Below are 17558 nucleotides of genomic sequence, written 5' to 3' on the forward strand. Positions count from 1 at the left end.
AAAAAAATGGCTGTCCAACAGGTTTTATTCTCATTTAACCTTCGGACAGCCTTTTCTTCATACGTTATGACTTACTCACATAACCTTTCAGATGAATTTAATTGATTATATTTTTAAAACAACGTCATCTGTTCCGTTTCGGCTAAGCGTTCTAATGTTTCTGGTTCATGATCTTGGAAATACGCACGATGTAACCATTTTTCCTTCGTCATGATTTGTTTTTCGGAATCCTTTGAATCACGTAGACGACAGCTATATATGATTGGGAAATAGTCTTGTAAAAACTTCCCTTCTGCATGAGCAGTCAAAGCAATAATTTGGAAACCTAATTGTTCGGCAACAAAGAATACCGGATTTAACACATGGTCACTGGATGCTTTTCCGAATGGGTTGTCTAAAATTACAGCGCGGTTATGTTTCATCCGTTTTTGTTGATGTGTTTTCTTTTCCGCAACATAATTTAATAGACCTAAAAATAACGTCATATTTTTACTCCATTTTTCTCCACCAGACCAAACATTACTTTGTTCCCAAGAGTAGGACCGAGTTGTCACTTTATTTTCATTTGTTACTTTACGACAACTTACTTTCATCGCTTCATTATTCATAACGATTTGTAAAAGTTGCTTAGTTTGAAGCCACATTTCTAGATCTTTTCGAATTTTTGCTTCATCTTGAACATCATCTTCTTTTAAGTAACGGTCTGATTCTAATTGTTTTAAAATCCAATCAATATGGTTACGAATTCGTTGTTTACCTTCTTCTTCCTGCCATTCGGGGATCTTAAATTCATAAATCATTTTCCATTGACCGTCTACTTTAATTTTCGTGTTTTTCGGAATATGTTTTAATTCTTCGACTACCGTTTTTAAGTGGGCATGAATTCGATTAATATAAGCTTGTAATTCTTCATCTTCTCTTCGGATACTTTCATTGGCATAATTCGTTGTCCGTTCAATGTTTAACATCATATTTTTCTTAAAATCAAGTAAATCTTCATACGTTGTTTTATATTCCACACCATTTTCAGCCATCTTTTGTAATCGATAATCTGTAATTGTCGTGCAAAATTGTTTAAAAGCTTGTTTCTGCTTACCAACATGTTCTTCTTCATGGTCTACTTGCTGACTGCGATTTTCAAGTTCATTTATGGTAACACGTGCAAATTTTTTCCGATTATACGTAAACTCTGTTTTTTCATCAACACTTAAGCTTATCGCTTCAACTTGTGGTGCGTTGAAATGATGTTTTTCAATATATCGTTCTAACAAGCGCTCCGCATCATGAATACTATTTCGTTCTCGTTCAACTTGATGCATTTGTTCATCTATATATTTTTTCTCGTCTCGAAGTGCTTTTTTCTCCTGTTGTAAATCCACCTTCACTTTATCTAATGGATCTGTAAATGTTACAATTTCAACACCATGATAAACATCTTCAAAACTTTGAACCTTGCTTTGCCATGCCCCCTTTTGAACGTCTCTCGCAGAAGCTTTCTCTTGCACCTGCCTTTGTAATCGAGAAAGCTCTTCCTTCACTTCTTTAATTTTCACATTTAGCTTTTGGATTAATTCTTCCCCATCTGTTGGAAAAACTAAATTCTCATCTAAATCACTGCTTTCTTCACGCAGCTCTTTCATTTCCCTCGTTAAACGTTCGACATTATCCTGTGCACTTTTCAAACGTACCTGTAATTCTCCATAACTTGTGTTTATTTCATGTAATTTATATTGTAGCGTGCGAATTTTATCTTGAATTATTTTTTTACTTTCGTTTGTATAGACTGGCGTTAACGAGCGTACTTCATCATACTCATCACTTTTTTCTATTGATCTAATTTCTGCTTCAAGGTCCCGCTTTCTTTCTTCTAAAAATTCTTTTTGCTCCGCATAGTCCTTCAACTGTGTTTCCAGACGCTTCACCCTATTTTGAATTTCAGCAATCTCTTCCAATAAAAGTTTTTCTGAAGCCTTGGCATCCGCTACTTCTTGCCGATACTTCACATATTCATACGCCTTCTCAATTTTCCTTTCCAAACCTTGCATCTCATCCCGATGTTGCTTAACCGTTTGTTCAATTTGCTCAATTTGCTGAAGTAATCCATCTTTAGTTTGGATGGAATGATTGATTTGGCGGTCCAACTCTTCAATATCCCTCATTAATTCTGATTGCTTAGTGTGGAGGTCAGTTACTTTTTCATATGGATACTTTTGAACAAACTGTCGAAATGTGTGTAAGCCCTTTTCCCACTGTTTCAACTCATTTTCCTTGGCTACACGTTCCGTTTTCGACTTTTTCGCTTCCACCAATATTTCTTGTTTCCATTGTTCAAAGGTCTCATCGTTCAGCCCCATCTCCCAATGGGATGGTGTTATCCAAGCAAACTCTTCTTGCTTCGTTTCTTTTTGAATAAGTGCTGCTTCTTCTGTTGTTAAAATTTGTATCGGAAAACGGAGTTGATCCGCAATTTCTTCAATTTTCTTTTGTAATGTAGGCTTTGACTTTTTCGTTGTTACAAGGGTAACCGCCCATAGCGGATAATCTACTTTATTTTGATAGTCTTTTTCATCTAAACCTTGTAAATATTCAATTCCCGTTACACAATAATCTAATTGGTTTTTCCAAGTTTTTATCCGCTTTTCAATGACTGGATCACTAAAAAAGGTCACCTGTTCTTGATAATCGTCAACTAACCGATAGGCAACACGTTCTTTGTACAGGTACTCTTCTTTTTCCCGATTTAATTTTTCCACGGTCTCCATTAATCGGTTTTCTATCGACTGTTCATGTTCATAAACCGAATCAAGCGTTGACCATTGTGGACGAAGCGAACTTAACTGTTTAATCACTTCACTTTGTTCTGCTTCAATTTGATTTGTTGCCGTCACAATTAACCGCAATTCATTCGTCAAATCATTCTTTTCATCTTTTTGACGTTCAATCCTTTGATCTAATTCAATAATTTCTTTATTCTTCGATTTCTTTTCTGACTCCAGTCGAATAATCTCTTCATCTAGAAAATGATAACGATTCCGCCATTTTTCCAACTCAATATACACTTGTTCTTGCTCGGGATTGGCAAGCAGGGACTGTTCCAACTTTTTCATATCCCCTGTTCGCGTTTCAATTGTCGTTCGAACACCTGCCAAGTCTTGTTGTTTCATTTGTTCTAATTTTCGGTTCGAATCGATTTCCTGTTGTATTTTTTCAATGTAATCTAAAATCGGATTTAATTCATATTGCAGACCTTTGATCTCATCTTGAATTTCTTCCATTGTTTTTAAAAAATAACCGAGTAATGCTTGATTCGCTTGTTCAAGTTGAATTTCCAAGTCATGCAGTTCTTCTTTTTCTGTAAGCTTATCCATTTCACTTTCCACATAGGTGATTTCTTCTTCATGCTGACGTAATTCTTGTTTACATTGGGCTAATTTTAGTGAGAAAAACTCCTTATTATACGTATCTAGTTCTTCCTTTTTACTATGATAATCCGCATTCACCTGTTCAAATTCCTCACGTAAACGATCAAACTTCTCTTGTTCAACGGCAATTTGATACGAAGCCTGTTTTATCTCATACCGCTTATTCTTTTGTTCCCACCCTTGTAAAAGCTCCTCAAGATTTTGTTGAGCGGCCGTTACTTCTGATTTTTGAATATGAATTTCTTCCCAAATTCCCTTTGCCTTCTGTTTCGACTTTTCATAGTTTTGACGGGCTAAATGCAATTTTTCAAAGGTTTGAACGTATTTTTCTAGTTGTTCCTGAATCCGTTTATTTTCTTCGATTGTTTCTTTCAATTTTTTATATCTTTTTAAACTATCAAGCTGTTTTTCAAACATATCTGCAAATAGATTCGGATTATGGCCTGCAATTGAATCTTCCACCGTCGGAATTAGCAAACGATCAAATAATTGGGTCGTCGTTTTACAATTTTCAAAGAAGGTTTCTACGCCACCTTCTGTACTATTAATCTTCACAATACTATCCCATTCATTGACGATTATATGATATTGTTCCTCAATAAACTTGCGATAATCTTTAATCGTAGAAAAGGTATGTGCAACGAGTGGAAAACGATCTTTCATATGGCTATAGTAATCTTGCATTTCCCCGCGATCAGCCGGACGATTCCCATCTTTCCCACGGCGCACAAAAGGAATTTCTTCAATGCCATGTTCATCACCAGGTCCATATTCATACACGTAGCGGAGAGAATCGAGACCATCCTTTGTCATAAATAATGTAACCGCCGTAACAAGATATCGCCTTGGTTTATCATTTAATAACCATTCAATGGCAATATGTGCCGGGGCATTTTCTAACACTAATGTATTCTTTATTTTCCGGTCGGCTAAATCAGTATGGGGAATGACCGCTTGTAATACAGTTTGAATGAAAACCGTTTTTCCGCCACCATTTTCTAGTAAAATAGCTCCGTTATAACCGTCGAATAAAAACACCTCATCGTTGTAACGTTTTTTCCCTTCTTCATATACGACATTTGTTAAGCGAATTTTATTAATGGCCGGCATCCGTATCCTCCTTTTCAAAGGCATAAATAAACTCAAAAATCCCTTTATTGAACTCGACTTCCATAAAGAAACGTTGAATAATTGTCATTGCTTTTTCCGTTAACGTAATTTCATTATTGCCGATATCTTGGACGAGTTCTTGGTCTATTAAAAATCGTTTTACCGTATCAAGAAAACTCATCCGACTAATCGTATTTCCGGTTTGACGTTTCGCCGTTTCTTTTATATCATCCATGTCTTCCCATTTTTCAATAATTGTAGACCAGTTGTAGGAAAATTCTTTTTCATATTCTTTAAGTTCTTCTTCATCATGGGATTTTAAATGGTCGATTCTTTCTTGAATTAAGCGAATCCAATCATCAAGGCCAATAAATTGACGAGTTGGTCCAGGACTTTGATACGAGTCATAAAAACTACCAAAAAGAATAAGGGTACAAAAATAGAGTAAATAAATATCCGCATTCGTTGCCCCTGATCGTAAATACTTCCGCTTTATCCAATCATTACTAACATGAAAGGGAGATAGTTTCGTTTTCGGGACAAAAAATAACTGTTCACTCGTTTTAATGATGACACTATCCACTTCCTTACTAAATAAATCTAAAAGTGCCCGTACACGGTCATCTGCATTATATAGCTGTACTTCTTCTTGGCCAACGACACCGTTTTTCGCTAGTTTCGTATATATTTGAAAGGCTCGAATGACCGTTTGCTCAGAATAATCCATCCTCATCTTCCTCCAATGTAATTATCATTTCACTTATCGAATAGCGGTCTACTTTTTGAATGATGGACGATGTTTCGATTACTTTTAAAGTTCTCGAACCAAGTAATCCGAAGGCTTCACCAAAAATCGTATTATTATCCTCTTCATCACCAGTCTCATTCGTTATCGGTGAGCGTTGATGGAGCACAATCCAAAAGTCATAAAAGTATCGATGTTCATAAATTGAAGCTAAATCATTGTTCTCTAAATACGTCATAAAATCAGATAAACAGTTTGCCTCGCCTTCCTCATAAGCTTGTAAAAAGTAAGACATCAGTTCTTTATACTTTTCTGTAAGCCATAATTTATAAGGATCCCCACTCGCATCATCATCTACTTCATAGAAATGATATTCTACCCGTTCATCCCGACCTTCTACAATATTTTGCTCAGCCAGCACGGTAAGTGGTGACCAAAATTCATTTTCTTCCACTTTTAAAAATGGATGTAAAATTCCTTTCATCGCTTCCATCGGTAACGGTGTTGAAACAATGCGCGAAACGATATCTTGGTCAAAATTAAAGGATTGCATCCCGGTATAATAAAGCGATTCTTGCGCTGTAATTAACGTCGTATTTTTCAAATGGAGCGTTTGATCTAATAGTTGTGTATGTTCATAATGAACTTCTTCTAGTTCCCGATTAATTTTTAACACATAACCGTACGTCTTCTGTTCCTTTTGGTGGATGTTTTCCGCGTACAAGCGAGCCCTCGTTTCTTTTACAAAATCCCGTAATTCCTTAAATTCTTCGTCTTCTCTCTCTAATCTTGTATAAATATCATCGAGTAGCTCTTTATACCGCTCAAAAGTTTCTTCAGAAATAATACTCCGCTGTATCTCATGTTTTAATTTTGTAATGCGTTCCTGAAGCGTTTCGACATCAATGCGCATTTCGTTAATTTGACGTAATGCTCCTTTAAACTCTCCCTTTTCCAGTTGCTTCCGCAAAATCAATTGGTTAATGGATAGTTGAAATTCACTGTAAAACTCTTTCGTGGCAAAAATTAATTCAAGACCATCTTCATCAAGGGTGTAATATTGAACATTGGCAGTTGCATCGAAATTGTTCGCCTTTAAAATGGAATATTCAATATTCTGTTCCGATTTTGTTTCCCAATCAAAAAATGTATAACTCCGTTTTTTCCCTGTTGTCGGACGAAAGGTTTGAATAAGGGTCCGTGCCAGTTGTTCATACGTCTCATCTTTTAAAACATACACTTGTTTCGTTGCATCTTTTAAAAAATAAGCCAATTCCTTTACACCGATTTTGTTATTACGAATTAATTTTTGCTCAAAGAAAAAGAGAAGGGTCAGAAGACCAAGACCTTTCATATCAATCCTCGTCCCATTTAAATCCGTCTCCCGCTTCCGGTCTAAATCATATAACGGATCAAACAGGGCAATTCTCCGCACCCGGTCACGAAACCCGTCCATTAATTGTTGTACGTCAATTTCTTCCAATCAGCTTCCCTCCAAATCTGTTGCAATTCTTTAGACTTTAATATTTCTTGCGGATAATACTTTCCTTGTGAAAAAACGTCTTCAATTTTCGCTTGTTGTGTTGGTGAAAATTGCTTGATAAACGTCGTTTGTGCCTCTTTATATTGTTTTTGGTAATCCTTTCCGTACACAGGTTGCTTCTCCAAACATGCTTCATAAAAGGGCATTGCAAGTTGAGCGGGAATTTTTTTCGTTAATGAATACCAAATTGAAATTCCTTCCCTGTCTAGATCGCCAAAGTAAAAAAAGACATGTTCTGCTTCTACTGGATATTGTTCCGAAAATTGTTCAATACTTTGGATAACTTTTTTACCACTCCCGTAAACTAAAGTAGAAAATTCGGTTTTCTTTAATGCGGGAAGCAGCCCTTGATACGTTGTTTTATTTTCAACGATTAAATGATATTGGGTCGTGGAGTGAATCGTTTTGGGATTTACCGCAAACATTAACGGGTCAGAAACGGGGGTAATTTTTAACCGCTCAAATAAACCAACCCGCTCAAGTATTTCTTTCCCACCTTTTTCCGTAATCCACTTCTCATCTTGAACAAGTTCAAAACTTCGCTCCGGTGCCGGTACAACTTCTTTCGGAAAACCGTTCGTATGCAAATAGTCATTTATTTTTAAAAGATATGGGAGATCATGTTGCCATATGGTAGGGTCCTTTTGATAATATTCATCGAGATTAATCGCTGGATGGAGTTCGTTCTGATATTGTTGAATTTCTTGATGGAAACGAGCAGATAGCTTACTTTTATCAATACGGTATTGATAAGCAAGTGATGGGGTTCTTGTTGTCCTCCCTTTTGACTTCACCATTTGTAAAACACCGTTATTTTCAAGGGATATAATTGTATTCGCAAAGTCATCATAGTCTTTGAAAAAACTTCCTAATAGGTCTTGTAAGTCTGATAGTAAAATCGTCCGTTTCGGATATGTATTTAAACTTTTATAGATTTTTTCCATACAAAGCACCCCGTCATAATTCTTTTAGTATAATTTTACTAGAAAAAGAGAGAAATAACAGTATGTATATTCTTTCCAAAAAATGTATAATTTAAATCTCCGCAAACAAAAAATACAAGCAACGAGTAACATTTTCATACCCATTGCTTGTAAAGGGAGTCGTGTGATTCTCTATGAAACATTGATTTTTAAAATAACTAATATAAACAGACAAATTCGATTTCACTACGCCATCTTGAACAACCTTTAATTTATCATAATCTAAAATAGACGTGTTTCCATTGATTAAACTGTCAATGATCTTGGTTAAATAATCGTGAAATTATTGGCTACAGTTCAGGTCCTCAAAAGAACGCTGAGCTAGTTCACCGTGCCTTTTCATCAGTTAAAAACAATCTAAATCGCCTCGAATTATTTCACATTGATCGAGGAAGTGAGTTTAAAAACCGTTTGATAGACCAAGCTTTAGAAACGTTCGGTATCAAGAGATCTCTATGCGAGAAAGGAACGCCTTATGATAATGCCGTTGCCGGAGCAACGTTCAAAACTATTAAAACAGAATTCGTTTATGGTAAAGTGTTTGATAGTCAACAAGAGCTTGATCTAGAGCTATTTGATTACGTTAATTGGTTTAATAACATACGAATACATGGTTCATTAGATTACTTAACACCAAAAGAATTTAAAGAAAGACATCTAATTGGAAAGAATACTGTTCAGTAAAGTGTTCAAGAATAAATCGCAGAGCCGCAGCGTTAGCTGCATGCCATTTACTGTAGCGCCCAATTCTTAGTAGACGATGGAAGGGGTCGGGGCCCCGCCAGCGAATACTTAGAATCGAATTGTCTGTGTTACAATTTATCAGCAGGTAAGCCCTCAAGGCTGTTTTTCTACCTGACCTAAGGTCATTCCACTACACAGACAAAAGCAAAGTCAATGGTGGCGAACAATATGAATAAGCCTTATTAAAATTCAAATTATAGTCGTTGCATGAAATAATCAAATTTGAACATGTACCTTAAAAAATTGTTCAATTTTGTGTTGACATACCATCATTCAAAAATTAAAGGTAATATAAATCATCAAAACTATAAGAAATAATGTTTCAAGATTCATTAGAAATGGATTAAGCTTCATTAAAAAAACCATAAAGTTTCCAAACGGAAATTTTATGGTTCCTGTCACACAGATACAAAAAAACCACCAAATATGTATTTGGTGGAGACGGTGGGAGTCGAACCCACGTCCAGAGATATCGCCACTTAAGCGTCTACGAGCGTAGTCGATATATTCACTTTTCACTATTCACTCGGCCTATCGACAGGCTTTGTGAATGCTAGTCTGATTGGTCTCTTCCTTCGCCCTCAGACGGTGGGCAGCCGGCGTATCCCGCTCAGATGAACCCCTGACCCTACCACGCGGGCGATGGAGGGAGGAGCCGCTTAGGCCAAATTAGGCAGCTAAAGCGTAAGATTGATTAGATTTGCCAGTTATTATTGGCGTGGCGTTTTTACGAGTTCGCCGACTCGACTCGCAGCTTAAGCTCGATCTACCCCTGTCGAATCCGTAACGTCCCCATTATGTTAATAGGTAGTTCGGAAAAAATAGAATTTAGCTTAACTGCTATTTCGTTTTTATGTCACTTATCCTAGTGACAACTATATTATAACAACTCTCCAGATCAAATGACAAGTAGTATATTTTGGATTGTTTTACAATCTTTGCCTTTCTTTAAAGGCCCGTTCAATTTCCCGTTTTGCTTCTTTGTTCTTCATCGCTTCACGTTTATCGTATTTCTTTTTACCTTTCGCTAATGCAATTTCCACTTTTGCATAGCCATCTTTAATATAAATTTTTGTCGGGATTAAAGAATAGCCCGCTTCCTTCGTTTCACCCATAAGCTTGTCGATTTCACGACGATGTAATAATAGCTTCCGCGGGCGTAACGGATCATGATTATATCGGTTTCCCTGCTCATAAGGGCTAATATGAACGTTATACATAAACACTTCACCCTTTTCAATACGAGCAAAGGCATCCCGTAAATTTACACGACCGGCACGAATCGATTTTATTTCTGTACCTTGTAATACGATTCCTGCCTCATACGTATCCTCGATAAAATAATCATGATACGCTTTTTTATTTTGTGCGATCATTTTCCCTTTTCCTTTTGGCAATGGAATTCCCCCCCAGTGACTCTATATTTTACCAAAAAATCTTCTACTTTACAACGTCACCAATGCATCAATAATCCACAACGATCAAGGGATTCATTATTTTCGTTGTAACAGAAGAACAGCCTCTATTAAGAGGCTGCCGAAATCATTTTCTTTTTGATTTCCGGACTGATTTGGGGATATTTTCGTAAAACTTTTTCTTCTTCTTTGACTTTTTACTTTCACCTGCTGAACGATCTTTTGTTTTACCTTTTTTATTTGGCTGTGCATGGACAACACGCGGTTGTGATTCCCGATCCTGCTTCCGTCTTTCTTTCATTCCGACAATTTCAAAATCAATGGAACGTTCCTCTTTATCAACACTAATCACCCGAACGGTAATTTCATCACCAATTCGGAACACATTACCTGTTCGTTCCCCAATCATCGCATATTGACGTTCATCATAATGATAGTAGTCGTCCGTTAAATAACTGACATGGACTAGCCCTTCAATTGTATTTGGTAATTCGACAAAAATACCAAAATTCGTCACGGAACTAATAATGCCATCGAACTCTTCACCGATTTTATCTTCCATATACTCCGTTTTCTTCAGTTCATCTGTTTCCCTTTCCGCATCAACGGCCCTACGCTCCATTTTTGACGTATGTTGAGCAATTTCAGGTAACAATGCACTCCATTTTGCCTGCGTTTGCGGATCCATTTCCCCTTTAATGATATATGTTCGTATTAAACGATGGACAATTAAGTCTGGATAGCGCCTGATTGGCGAAGTAAAATGGGTATAATAATCTGTAGCCAAACCGAAATGGCCTAAGTTTTCTGGATAATATTTTGCTTGTTGCATCGAACGAAGCATGACAGTATTCACTACCATCTCTTCTGGCTTCCCTTGAACCTCTTCAATGATTTCTTGCAATGCCCTCGGATGTACTGTATTAGCCTTGCCTCGAACAATTAAGCCAAAGTTTGTAATAAACTCAAAGAATCGTTGAAGTTTATCTTCTTTAGGATCCTCGTGAATTCGATAAATAAACGGTAGTTCCAACCAATGAAAATGCTCAGCAACGGTCTCGTTTGCCGCTAACATAAATTCTTCGATTAAACGTTCTGCCACCGAACGTTCGCGAATCACTACATCTGTTGGATGACCATCATCATCCACTAAAACTTTCGCTTCCTTAAAATCGAAGTCAATGGCGCCACGTTTCATCCTTTTTTTTCTTAAAATAGCCGCTAACTCTTCCATATCCTCAAACATCGGGACAAGATCATGGTATTTCTCTCGTAATTCTTCATCTTGATCAACTAAAATTTTATTGACATCAAAATACGTCATTCGTTCCGTCGTTTTAATGACACTTTCAAATATTTCATGGCTGACGACGACGCCACGCTCGTTAATTTCCATTTCACATGTGAGAGTTAGACGATCAACTTTAGGATTTAAGGAACAAATTCCATTGGAAAGCCGATGGGGAATCATTGGAATGACACGGTCCACTAAGTAAACACTCGTTCCTCGTTCATAGGCTTCTTTATCAATCGGACTATTTTCTGTCACATAATAACTTACATCGGCGATGGAAACACCTAATTTAAAGTTCCCGTTATCCAAACGTGTAACGGATACCGCATCATCTAGGTCCTTTGCATCTGCACCGTCAATCGTTACATATACTTCGTTACGTAAATCGCGACGTCCTTTTATATCTTCTTCTGAGATTTTATCTGGGACTTTTTGTGCTTGTTCCATCACATCTTCAGGAAACTCAATGGGAAGACCATGTTTATAAATGATGGATAATATATCAACACCAGGATCATTACGGTGGCCAAGGATTTGTACAACTTCTCCTTCAGCGCTCATCCGTCCTTCAGGATAAACTGTGATATTTACAACTACTTTATGTCCTTCCACTGCTCCCTTGGAAGCATGTTTCGGTATAAAAATGTCCCCGTTAAATTTTTTATCATCTGGTATAACAAAGCCAAAGTTTGCACTTTCTGTATATGTACCGACTACTTGTTTTACCCCTCGTTCTAAAATCCGAACAATCGTTCCTTCTCGGCGTGCACCAGAACTTTCTTTTGTCACTTTCGCTAACACAATATCTCCATTTAGAGCATTATTTGTTTCACCAGGAGGGATAAAAATATCATCATAACCAGGTTCTTCCGGTACAACAAAGGCATACCCTTTCGCATGAGCCGATACCCTTCCGCGAACTAAACTCATTTTTTCCGGTAGTCCGTAACGATTACTTCTTGTCCGAACAACTAACCCTTTTTCTTCCATATATACAAGGGTTTTTACAAAATCTTTAAATTGGCTGGAATCCTCAATCTCCATTGCTTCTTCCAACTCACTTACGGTAAGAGGCTTATAAGCTTCTTCTTTCATGTAATCTAACAGCTTTTCGATTAATTCATGCTGTTCCATAAAACCCCTCCTTTCTATTACCATTCCTAAATTTATTATTTCCCTTATTCTTTCCAATTTAAGCTATTTAAAAACTGTAGAACATCTTTATGTAATTCGTCTCTTTCTTTATCCATTGTAATCACATGGTGAGATTCTTCGTACCATTTTAAATACTTTTCCGTTGATTCTACATTATTATAAATGATATTGGCACTCTCTATATTGACCATTTCGTCTTTTCTTGCTTGAACGACAAAAATAGGAGCATAAATCATATCAATATTGCCTCGTACTTCATCTAGTAACTTCTGATTGGCAAATAAAAGATCTTTTAATTCCGGTGAGTCAAAGGCATCCATTTCCTTTTCAATTTGTTCAGGTAATTTCCCCTCTTTTCTCTTGTAATCGCGGGCAAAAGCTAATACACCTTTATATAAGGCATCATCGGACTTAAGATACATCGGAGCACACATTGGTACGATCCCTTTAACGGGTAGAGAGTACCCTAATTTAAGCGAGAATATACCACCTAAAGAAAGACCTGCAACGGCAATCTCATCATGTCCCATATCTTTTAATTCTTGATACGCCTTTTGAACATCTTGCCACCAATCATCGGGACGGTAGTTCAGTAATTGTTCAGGTTCTAACCCATGGCCACGATAGATTGGTGCATGACATGTATAGCCTTCCTTTTCTAGAAATCGTCCGAGCATCCTTACATCAGCACTGTTCCCGGTAAAACCATGGAGTAATAAAACCGCACGTTTCCCTTTTTTAAAGGTAAATGGTTTTGGTGGAGTAATTTTCATTACGATCTTCCTCTCTTTACGTACAACTAGTTGTATTTTTTGCATATTATTAAAAATTACCCTTATTTCAGCTTACAAAAACAACCATTCATTGTAAAACTTTAACATTTCATAGCAATACTATTGTTGACAAGCCTTTAACATTTGCAAAAGAAAAGTGTTTTATAAATAAGAAAAGCCTGACCAAGGGGGCCAGGTTCCGTTTAAACAAAATATGCCAATAAAATTGTTAAAACAAAGAATAGAATACTTAAAACAACCGTAGTTCGTTGAAGAATGGCATCAAGTCCACGTGCTTTTTGTTTACCGAAAAGTTGTTCCGCTCCTCCAGCAATGGAACCGGATAGTCCAGCACTTTTCCCTGATTGAAGTAAAACAACTGCTACCAGTGCAAGGCAATCTATGATTAGAAGTACGATTAACAGTGTTTGCAAAACCTTAACCTCCCATACGGTCTACATATAGTTAAATTTAACATAAAACCCTGGGATTTACAATCTGTTTTTACCTGCGCAACAAAGTGATACATCATCAAAACACTTCACTAAAAAAAATCGTTATTTTTCAAGACATATAACAAGAGCAACTCGAGATAATAACGTTGCGATTAGCCTTCCCTTTTCAACATAGAGTGAGGTAACTTAAATCCATATATTTTCATCATAACCTAGTCTTTTTCCCCTCTCTAGCAATTCAATAATTTTTGGAACGATCTTATTCAATTTTACTTATTTACTCGATAATTGTTTTTCAGCTTCAAGCAAGTCAACATCTCTTTCTAAATGCTCTGGAGTCCATGGGAGATAAACATCCGGATGAACAGCCACATCCAGTAAAGTTTTTCCTTTATCCATGGAATTTAAGCGAGAAGTGGGGTAATAGAGTTCAAACCGATTATTCCATACTGCACATGTTATATTTCCATACCCATTGATTCCGTATGTCGGCCGACCGATAAGTGTCACTTTATCGGAATGCTTGCAAATATCCGCAAATACTTCTCCAGAACTGCTACAATAACGATCAATTAACACTGCCACCTGTTTCGGCATTTTTTTCCCTTCAATTATCTTCGACACATTTGAATTGAATGCAACAAATCCTTTCCCTTTATTTTCCTCCCATTGATAGAGATAATTTGCAAGTGATTGTTTTGCTTTTTCATCTTTAATAGTTTGTAACTCTTTTTCAAAAGATTGTTTAATCCGTTCATAATTTTTTTCAGTACAATTAAATTTCATTGCATATTTTTCACTTAAATCAATTTGGTTTTCACCTTCTGGAAATAAATACGGAATTATTGAATGGAAAGCAACATCACTACCGCCGTAATTTGTTCGGATATCAATAATCCAATTTTCGTATTGGATAAGATCTTCCATATAATGATTTAATAATTTTTTTATTCCATCCGGATCCTTAAAATCTGTGAATGTTAATAAAAGCGTTGAATCATTATATTTTTCAATTTTATATGGAGGGGTATGGAGTTTTTTTTCATATTGATTGAATTCCATGGAAAATGTAGAACCATCCGCTGTTCTTACTTCACATTGATAATATTTCTTTAGTATCGGTCGCCAGTCTTCTCTCTCTGCACCGTCGTCTCGCAATTCACGACGATGTTTATGAACAAGGACATCTATAGGGATATAATCGACTGAAATAATTTCGTGTCCACTCTGTAACCGTTTTTCCTTTGTTACATTAGTAACAAATAACCGATTGGCATATCTTCTTACATTAAAGCCAATTTGATATTCTTGATTGGTTTTGTCGGTACTTACTTTTAAATAAACATGAGGATCTTTAAAATCTAGTAAATAATCATTAACAATCTCAGAGAATAAAGTGGTATTGAGCGCATTGTTCCGTTCTAAATTCCGAATTCGTTTCTTATAATCGTTTGGTCTGTCCCACCCGATTTTGTCAATATAGCCGGCATAATCATGATGCATAACTTCAACAATTTCTTTGAAAATTTTTGAATACATCACTGATCACTCCATTTATGTTTGTTAACAATTTCATATTAACACAAAGGGATTACTTTATTTCATCTCAAGCTTAACTAAAAAAGAAGTGCAATATGCCAGCAGAATTATGGCTAGTGCACTTCTTTTATCCTAATTTTCAATTTCGATATGCGATTTACAAAAAATTTTTCCTTCACTTGAAAGACGAGTGTTGGACAAAATGCTTCTTATTCAACAATACCAATTTCATTAATATCTACATTTACATCAATCTTTACTTTTAAGTCCTCATAATATTCATCCCGCCATTTATCATAATCAAAATCTCGATTTTTTGACTTAATTACTCTACCAAAACCAATCGGATCGATATCGAGTTCCTTAAATTTGTTAACTAGTTCTAAGCCTCTTTTATTTATTTCTTCTTCAAATTTCTTCTCAAGCTTTTTAAACGTTTTATCTTTAACCACATCACCTGTATATTCATTAATAACACCATGTAGGTCAATTTTTACTGTTACTTCATAAGGAGGGGAAGCTTCAGTCAGATGAAACTCACGCTTCGAAAGAATATTTTGAATGGCTGCCTTCTGTCCATCAATTTCAATATCATGCCAGCCACTACTATATTTATCGGCTAACAATTTGAAAAAAAAAGCTTCCTCCATTGAAATTTGATGCACTAACTTTCCATATCTAAAAAAACCAACACCAATTATTTCAAGTTCTTTCTCACTTTCTTTCCTTATGATCGGAACATAAGGGGATTTACCTTGGCTGTAAAAGTCTGTCAAAAATCGATGAAAATTCGTCATTGGTAAATTCCCATGTTCTACAGCGGTATCGATTGAGTTTGAAATAAAAAAGGCATTTCCACGTACACCATAATTACCATTTAAAAGATCCTTTACTTCCCCGTCTACAACTGCCAATTTCATGGCGGTTCCAATCGTTGGATCTCTTGTAAACGGATCAATTAAATCTAAAATCCCCATTTTCTTCGTTAATTCTTTACCAAATAACAATACTTCTAAACTTCCCATGGCAATTTGATTGGCGGAACTTTCTTGCATAATTTGAAGTATCGATTTCTGCAATTCTGCTTGGCCAGATATGGCTTTATTTCTTGGCGGTTCATCTTTCTGAAAAATCGGTACATTGATTGTCCCAATAATTTTATCTCCGTTCTCATTTATATCAAATCCCATAGCAGTAACCATCGTTAACTCATCTAAAATCCTTGATTCTACACAACCGGTGAGTACCAAACAACTACAAAAAAGAAAGATTAAATTAATTACTTTTTTTCTCACGATTTTTCACCTTCCAAGCAATGAAGACGCAGATAAATATGAACGGAATATAGATGGCATTTAAATACATCCCAATTTGGCCGGTAAAATTGATGAAATGATGAACTTGTGTACGGTTTTCTAATAAAGGAAGGACGATCAAACAAAGACCGGCAATAATTGGTACGGAAGTTCTTAGCCGAATAGCAAAACTTCTTTTAACCATTTGACCTGCTACCCAAAGATATAAACAAACGTTGGGGAGTAATACGATAAACCATGTCGCGATACCGATATAATCAAACCGTTCTACAAAAGGCATTTCAATAATTTTCCACATATTTAAACTTGCCCATATTAATGAATCGAGCACTTCTTCTGGATAAAACATAAAAGTTAATAAAGCTAAATATAAATAGAAACATGTCGTAAATAGTAAGCCTAAATATGCCCATTTTCTCGATTTTGCGGGTTCTTGAAGAAAAGGATAAACAAATAACAAAATTTCATATCCCGTATACGAATATGACATTCCCTTCACACCGTTAAATATTTCACCTACTGAATGGCCAAATACTGGACTTAAAAAAGAAGGATTTGCATAAGGGACTGTATACAAATATAAAGGTATGATTAAAAAAAGTATGATCATAGAAAAAACATTTATACCGACAACCGTTCGGAATCCACCATTGATAACGTAAACTACTAGAAGCAAAAAGGCTAATCCAAACCAAAATGAACTAAACCCCGGGAACATCCATACTTGTACAATTTCAATATAACCTCTTATAACTGTTATCGTCTTGAAGCATGCGTATATAACTAGCAATAAAGAAAACACTTTACTTAATTTTTCTCCAAATATATATGCGTGAATGTCATACCAATCGCCATTAACTTTGTTTAAAATTTGGTAAATCATAAACATCAATATTTGTATTATAATTCCACCTACAATAACCGATATCCAACCATCGGCTCCGGCATCTTTTGCAATGATTCTTTGAAAGCCCAACACCCCCATACCAATTTGTGCTGATGTGACAATATAAAATATGTAGAAGGGGGCTATTTTTCGATTTTCCGGCACATTCAGCTTCACA

The 17558-nt window shown here is 36.1% G+C and carries 11 protein-coding genes, 1 other RNA gene and 1 pseudogene; 1 reads left to right on the forward strand and 12 read right to left on the reverse strand.

Annotated features, from left to right (window positions below; genetic code table 11):
- Nucleotides 1-113 precede the first annotated feature (113 nt).
- The 4 genes from OEV82_RS01790 to OEV82_RS01805 are packed head-to-tail and all read right to left on the reverse strand — an operon-like array spanning nucleotide 114 to nucleotide 7764.
- The gene (locus tag OEV82_RS01790) at nucleotides 114-4532 is read right to left on the reverse strand and encodes a coiled-coil domain-containing protein (protein WP_263060804.1); all 4419 of its coding nucleotides are present in this window, start codon (nucleotides 4530-4532) and stop codon (nucleotides 114-116) included.
- Entirely contained in the window at nucleotides 4519-5259 is a 741-nt protein-coding gene (locus OEV82_RS01795) for a DUF6063 family protein (RefSeq protein WP_173662147.1), read from the reverse strand. Before OEV82_RS01795 ends, OEV82_RS01790 begins: the two co-directional genes overlap by 14 nt.
- Nucleotides 5246-6760, reverse strand: coding sequence for a replicative DNA helicase (locus OEV82_RS01800; protein ID WP_173662145.1), 1515 nt, complete (start codon nucleotides 6758-6760; stop codon nucleotides 5246-5248). The genes OEV82_RS01795 and OEV82_RS01800 overlap by 14 nt, the downstream gene beginning before the upstream one ends.
- Nucleotides 6733-7764 (reverse strand): DUF2220 domain-containing protein, encoded by a 1032-nt coding sequence (locus OEV82_RS01805; protein ID WP_263060805.1) that lies wholly within the window; start codon nucleotides 7762-7764, stop codon nucleotides 6733-6735. The genes OEV82_RS01800 and OEV82_RS01805 overlap by 28 nt, the downstream gene beginning before the upstream one ends.
- Nucleotides 7765-8070: 306 nt before the next feature.
- Here OEV82_RS01805 and OEV82_RS01810 point away from each other — a divergent pair.
- Nucleotides 8071-8487 (forward strand): annotated as a pseudogene (locus OEV82_RS01810) (transposase); the annotation flags it as partial.
- A gap of 493 nt (nucleotides 8488-8980) precedes the next feature.
- Here the strand turns inward: OEV82_RS01810 and ssrA are convergent.
- From ssrA to OEV82_RS01850, 8 genes are all read right to left on the reverse strand, one after another.
- Nucleotides 8981-9341, reverse strand: a transfer-messenger RNA (tmRNA) gene (ssrA, locus tag OEV82_RS01815).
- A gap of 135 nt (nucleotides 9342-9476) precedes the next feature.
- Entirely contained in the window at nucleotides 9477-9944 is a 468-nt protein-coding gene (smpB, locus tag OEV82_RS01820) for an SsrA-binding protein SmpB (RefSeq protein ID WP_263060806.1), read from the reverse strand.
- 145 nt (nucleotides 9945-10089) lie between these two features.
- On the reverse strand, nucleotides 10090-12390 hold the full coding sequence (rnr, locus tag OEV82_RS01825) for a ribonuclease R (protein WP_263060807.1): 2301 nt from the start codon (nucleotides 12388-12390) through the stop codon (nucleotides 10090-10092).
- A 44-nt stretch (nucleotides 12391-12434) separates the two neighbouring features.
- The gene (locus OEV82_RS01830; protein ID WP_263060808.1) at nucleotides 12435-13184 is read right to left on the reverse strand and encodes an alpha/beta hydrolase; all 750 of its coding nucleotides are present in this window, start codon (nucleotides 13182-13184) and stop codon (nucleotides 12435-12437) included.
- A 203-nt stretch (nucleotides 13185-13387) separates the two neighbouring features.
- Entirely contained in the window at nucleotides 13388-13618 is a 231-nt protein-coding gene (gene secG / locus OEV82_RS01835) for a preprotein translocase subunit SecG (RefSeq protein WP_173662295.1), read from the reverse strand.
- Between the two features lie 294 nt (nucleotides 13619-13912).
- Nucleotides 13913-15178, reverse strand: a complete 1266-nt coding sequence (locus OEV82_RS01840) for a S41 family peptidase (protein WP_263060809.1) — start codon at nucleotides 15176-15178, stop codon at nucleotides 13913-13915.
- A 209-nt stretch (nucleotides 15179-15387) separates the two neighbouring features.
- Nucleotides 15388-16473: a Ger(x)C family spore germination protein gene (locus OEV82_RS01845; RefSeq protein WP_263060810.1), complete on the reverse strand. Its 1086-nt coding sequence runs from the start codon at nucleotides 16471-16473 to the stop codon at nucleotides 15388-15390.
- Nucleotides 16454-17557, reverse strand: coding sequence for a GerAB/ArcD/ProY family transporter (locus OEV82_RS01850; protein ID WP_263060811.1), 1104 nt, complete (start codon nucleotides 17555-17557; stop codon nucleotides 16454-16456). Before OEV82_RS01850 ends, OEV82_RS01845 begins: the two co-directional genes overlap by 20 nt.
- Nucleotide 17558: the final 1 nt, after the last annotated feature.

This window comes from Pallidibacillus thermolactis, from assembly GCF_025660415.1.
In the GTDB taxonomy this organism is placed as follows: domain Bacteria; phylum Bacillota; class Bacilli; order Bacillales; family Caldibacillaceae; genus Pallidibacillus; species Pallidibacillus thermolactis.

Coding starts and splice junctions, on each gene's coding strand:
- OEV82_RS01790 (WP_263060804.1), bottom strand. CDS start 4,532: ATGCCGGCCATTAATAAAATTCGCTTAACAAATGTCGTATATGAAGAA.
- OEV82_RS01795 (WP_173662147.1), bottom strand. CDS start 5,259: ATGGATTATTCTGAGCAAACGGTCATTCGAGCCTTTCAAATATATACG.
- OEV82_RS01805 (WP_263060805.1), bottom strand. CDS start 7,764: ATGGAAAAAATCTATAAAAGTTTAAATACATATCCGAAACGGACGATT.
- rnr (WP_263060807.1), bottom strand. CDS start 12,390: ATGGAACAGCATGAATTAATCGAAAAGCTGTTAGATTACATGAAAGAA.
- OEV82_RS01830 (WP_263060808.1), bottom strand. CDS start 13,184: ATGAAAATTACTCCACCAAAACCATTTACCTTTAAAAAAGGGAAACGT.
- OEV82_RS01840 (WP_263060809.1), bottom strand. CDS start 15,178: ATGTATTCAAAAATTTTCAAAGAAATTGTTGAAGTTATGCATCATGAT.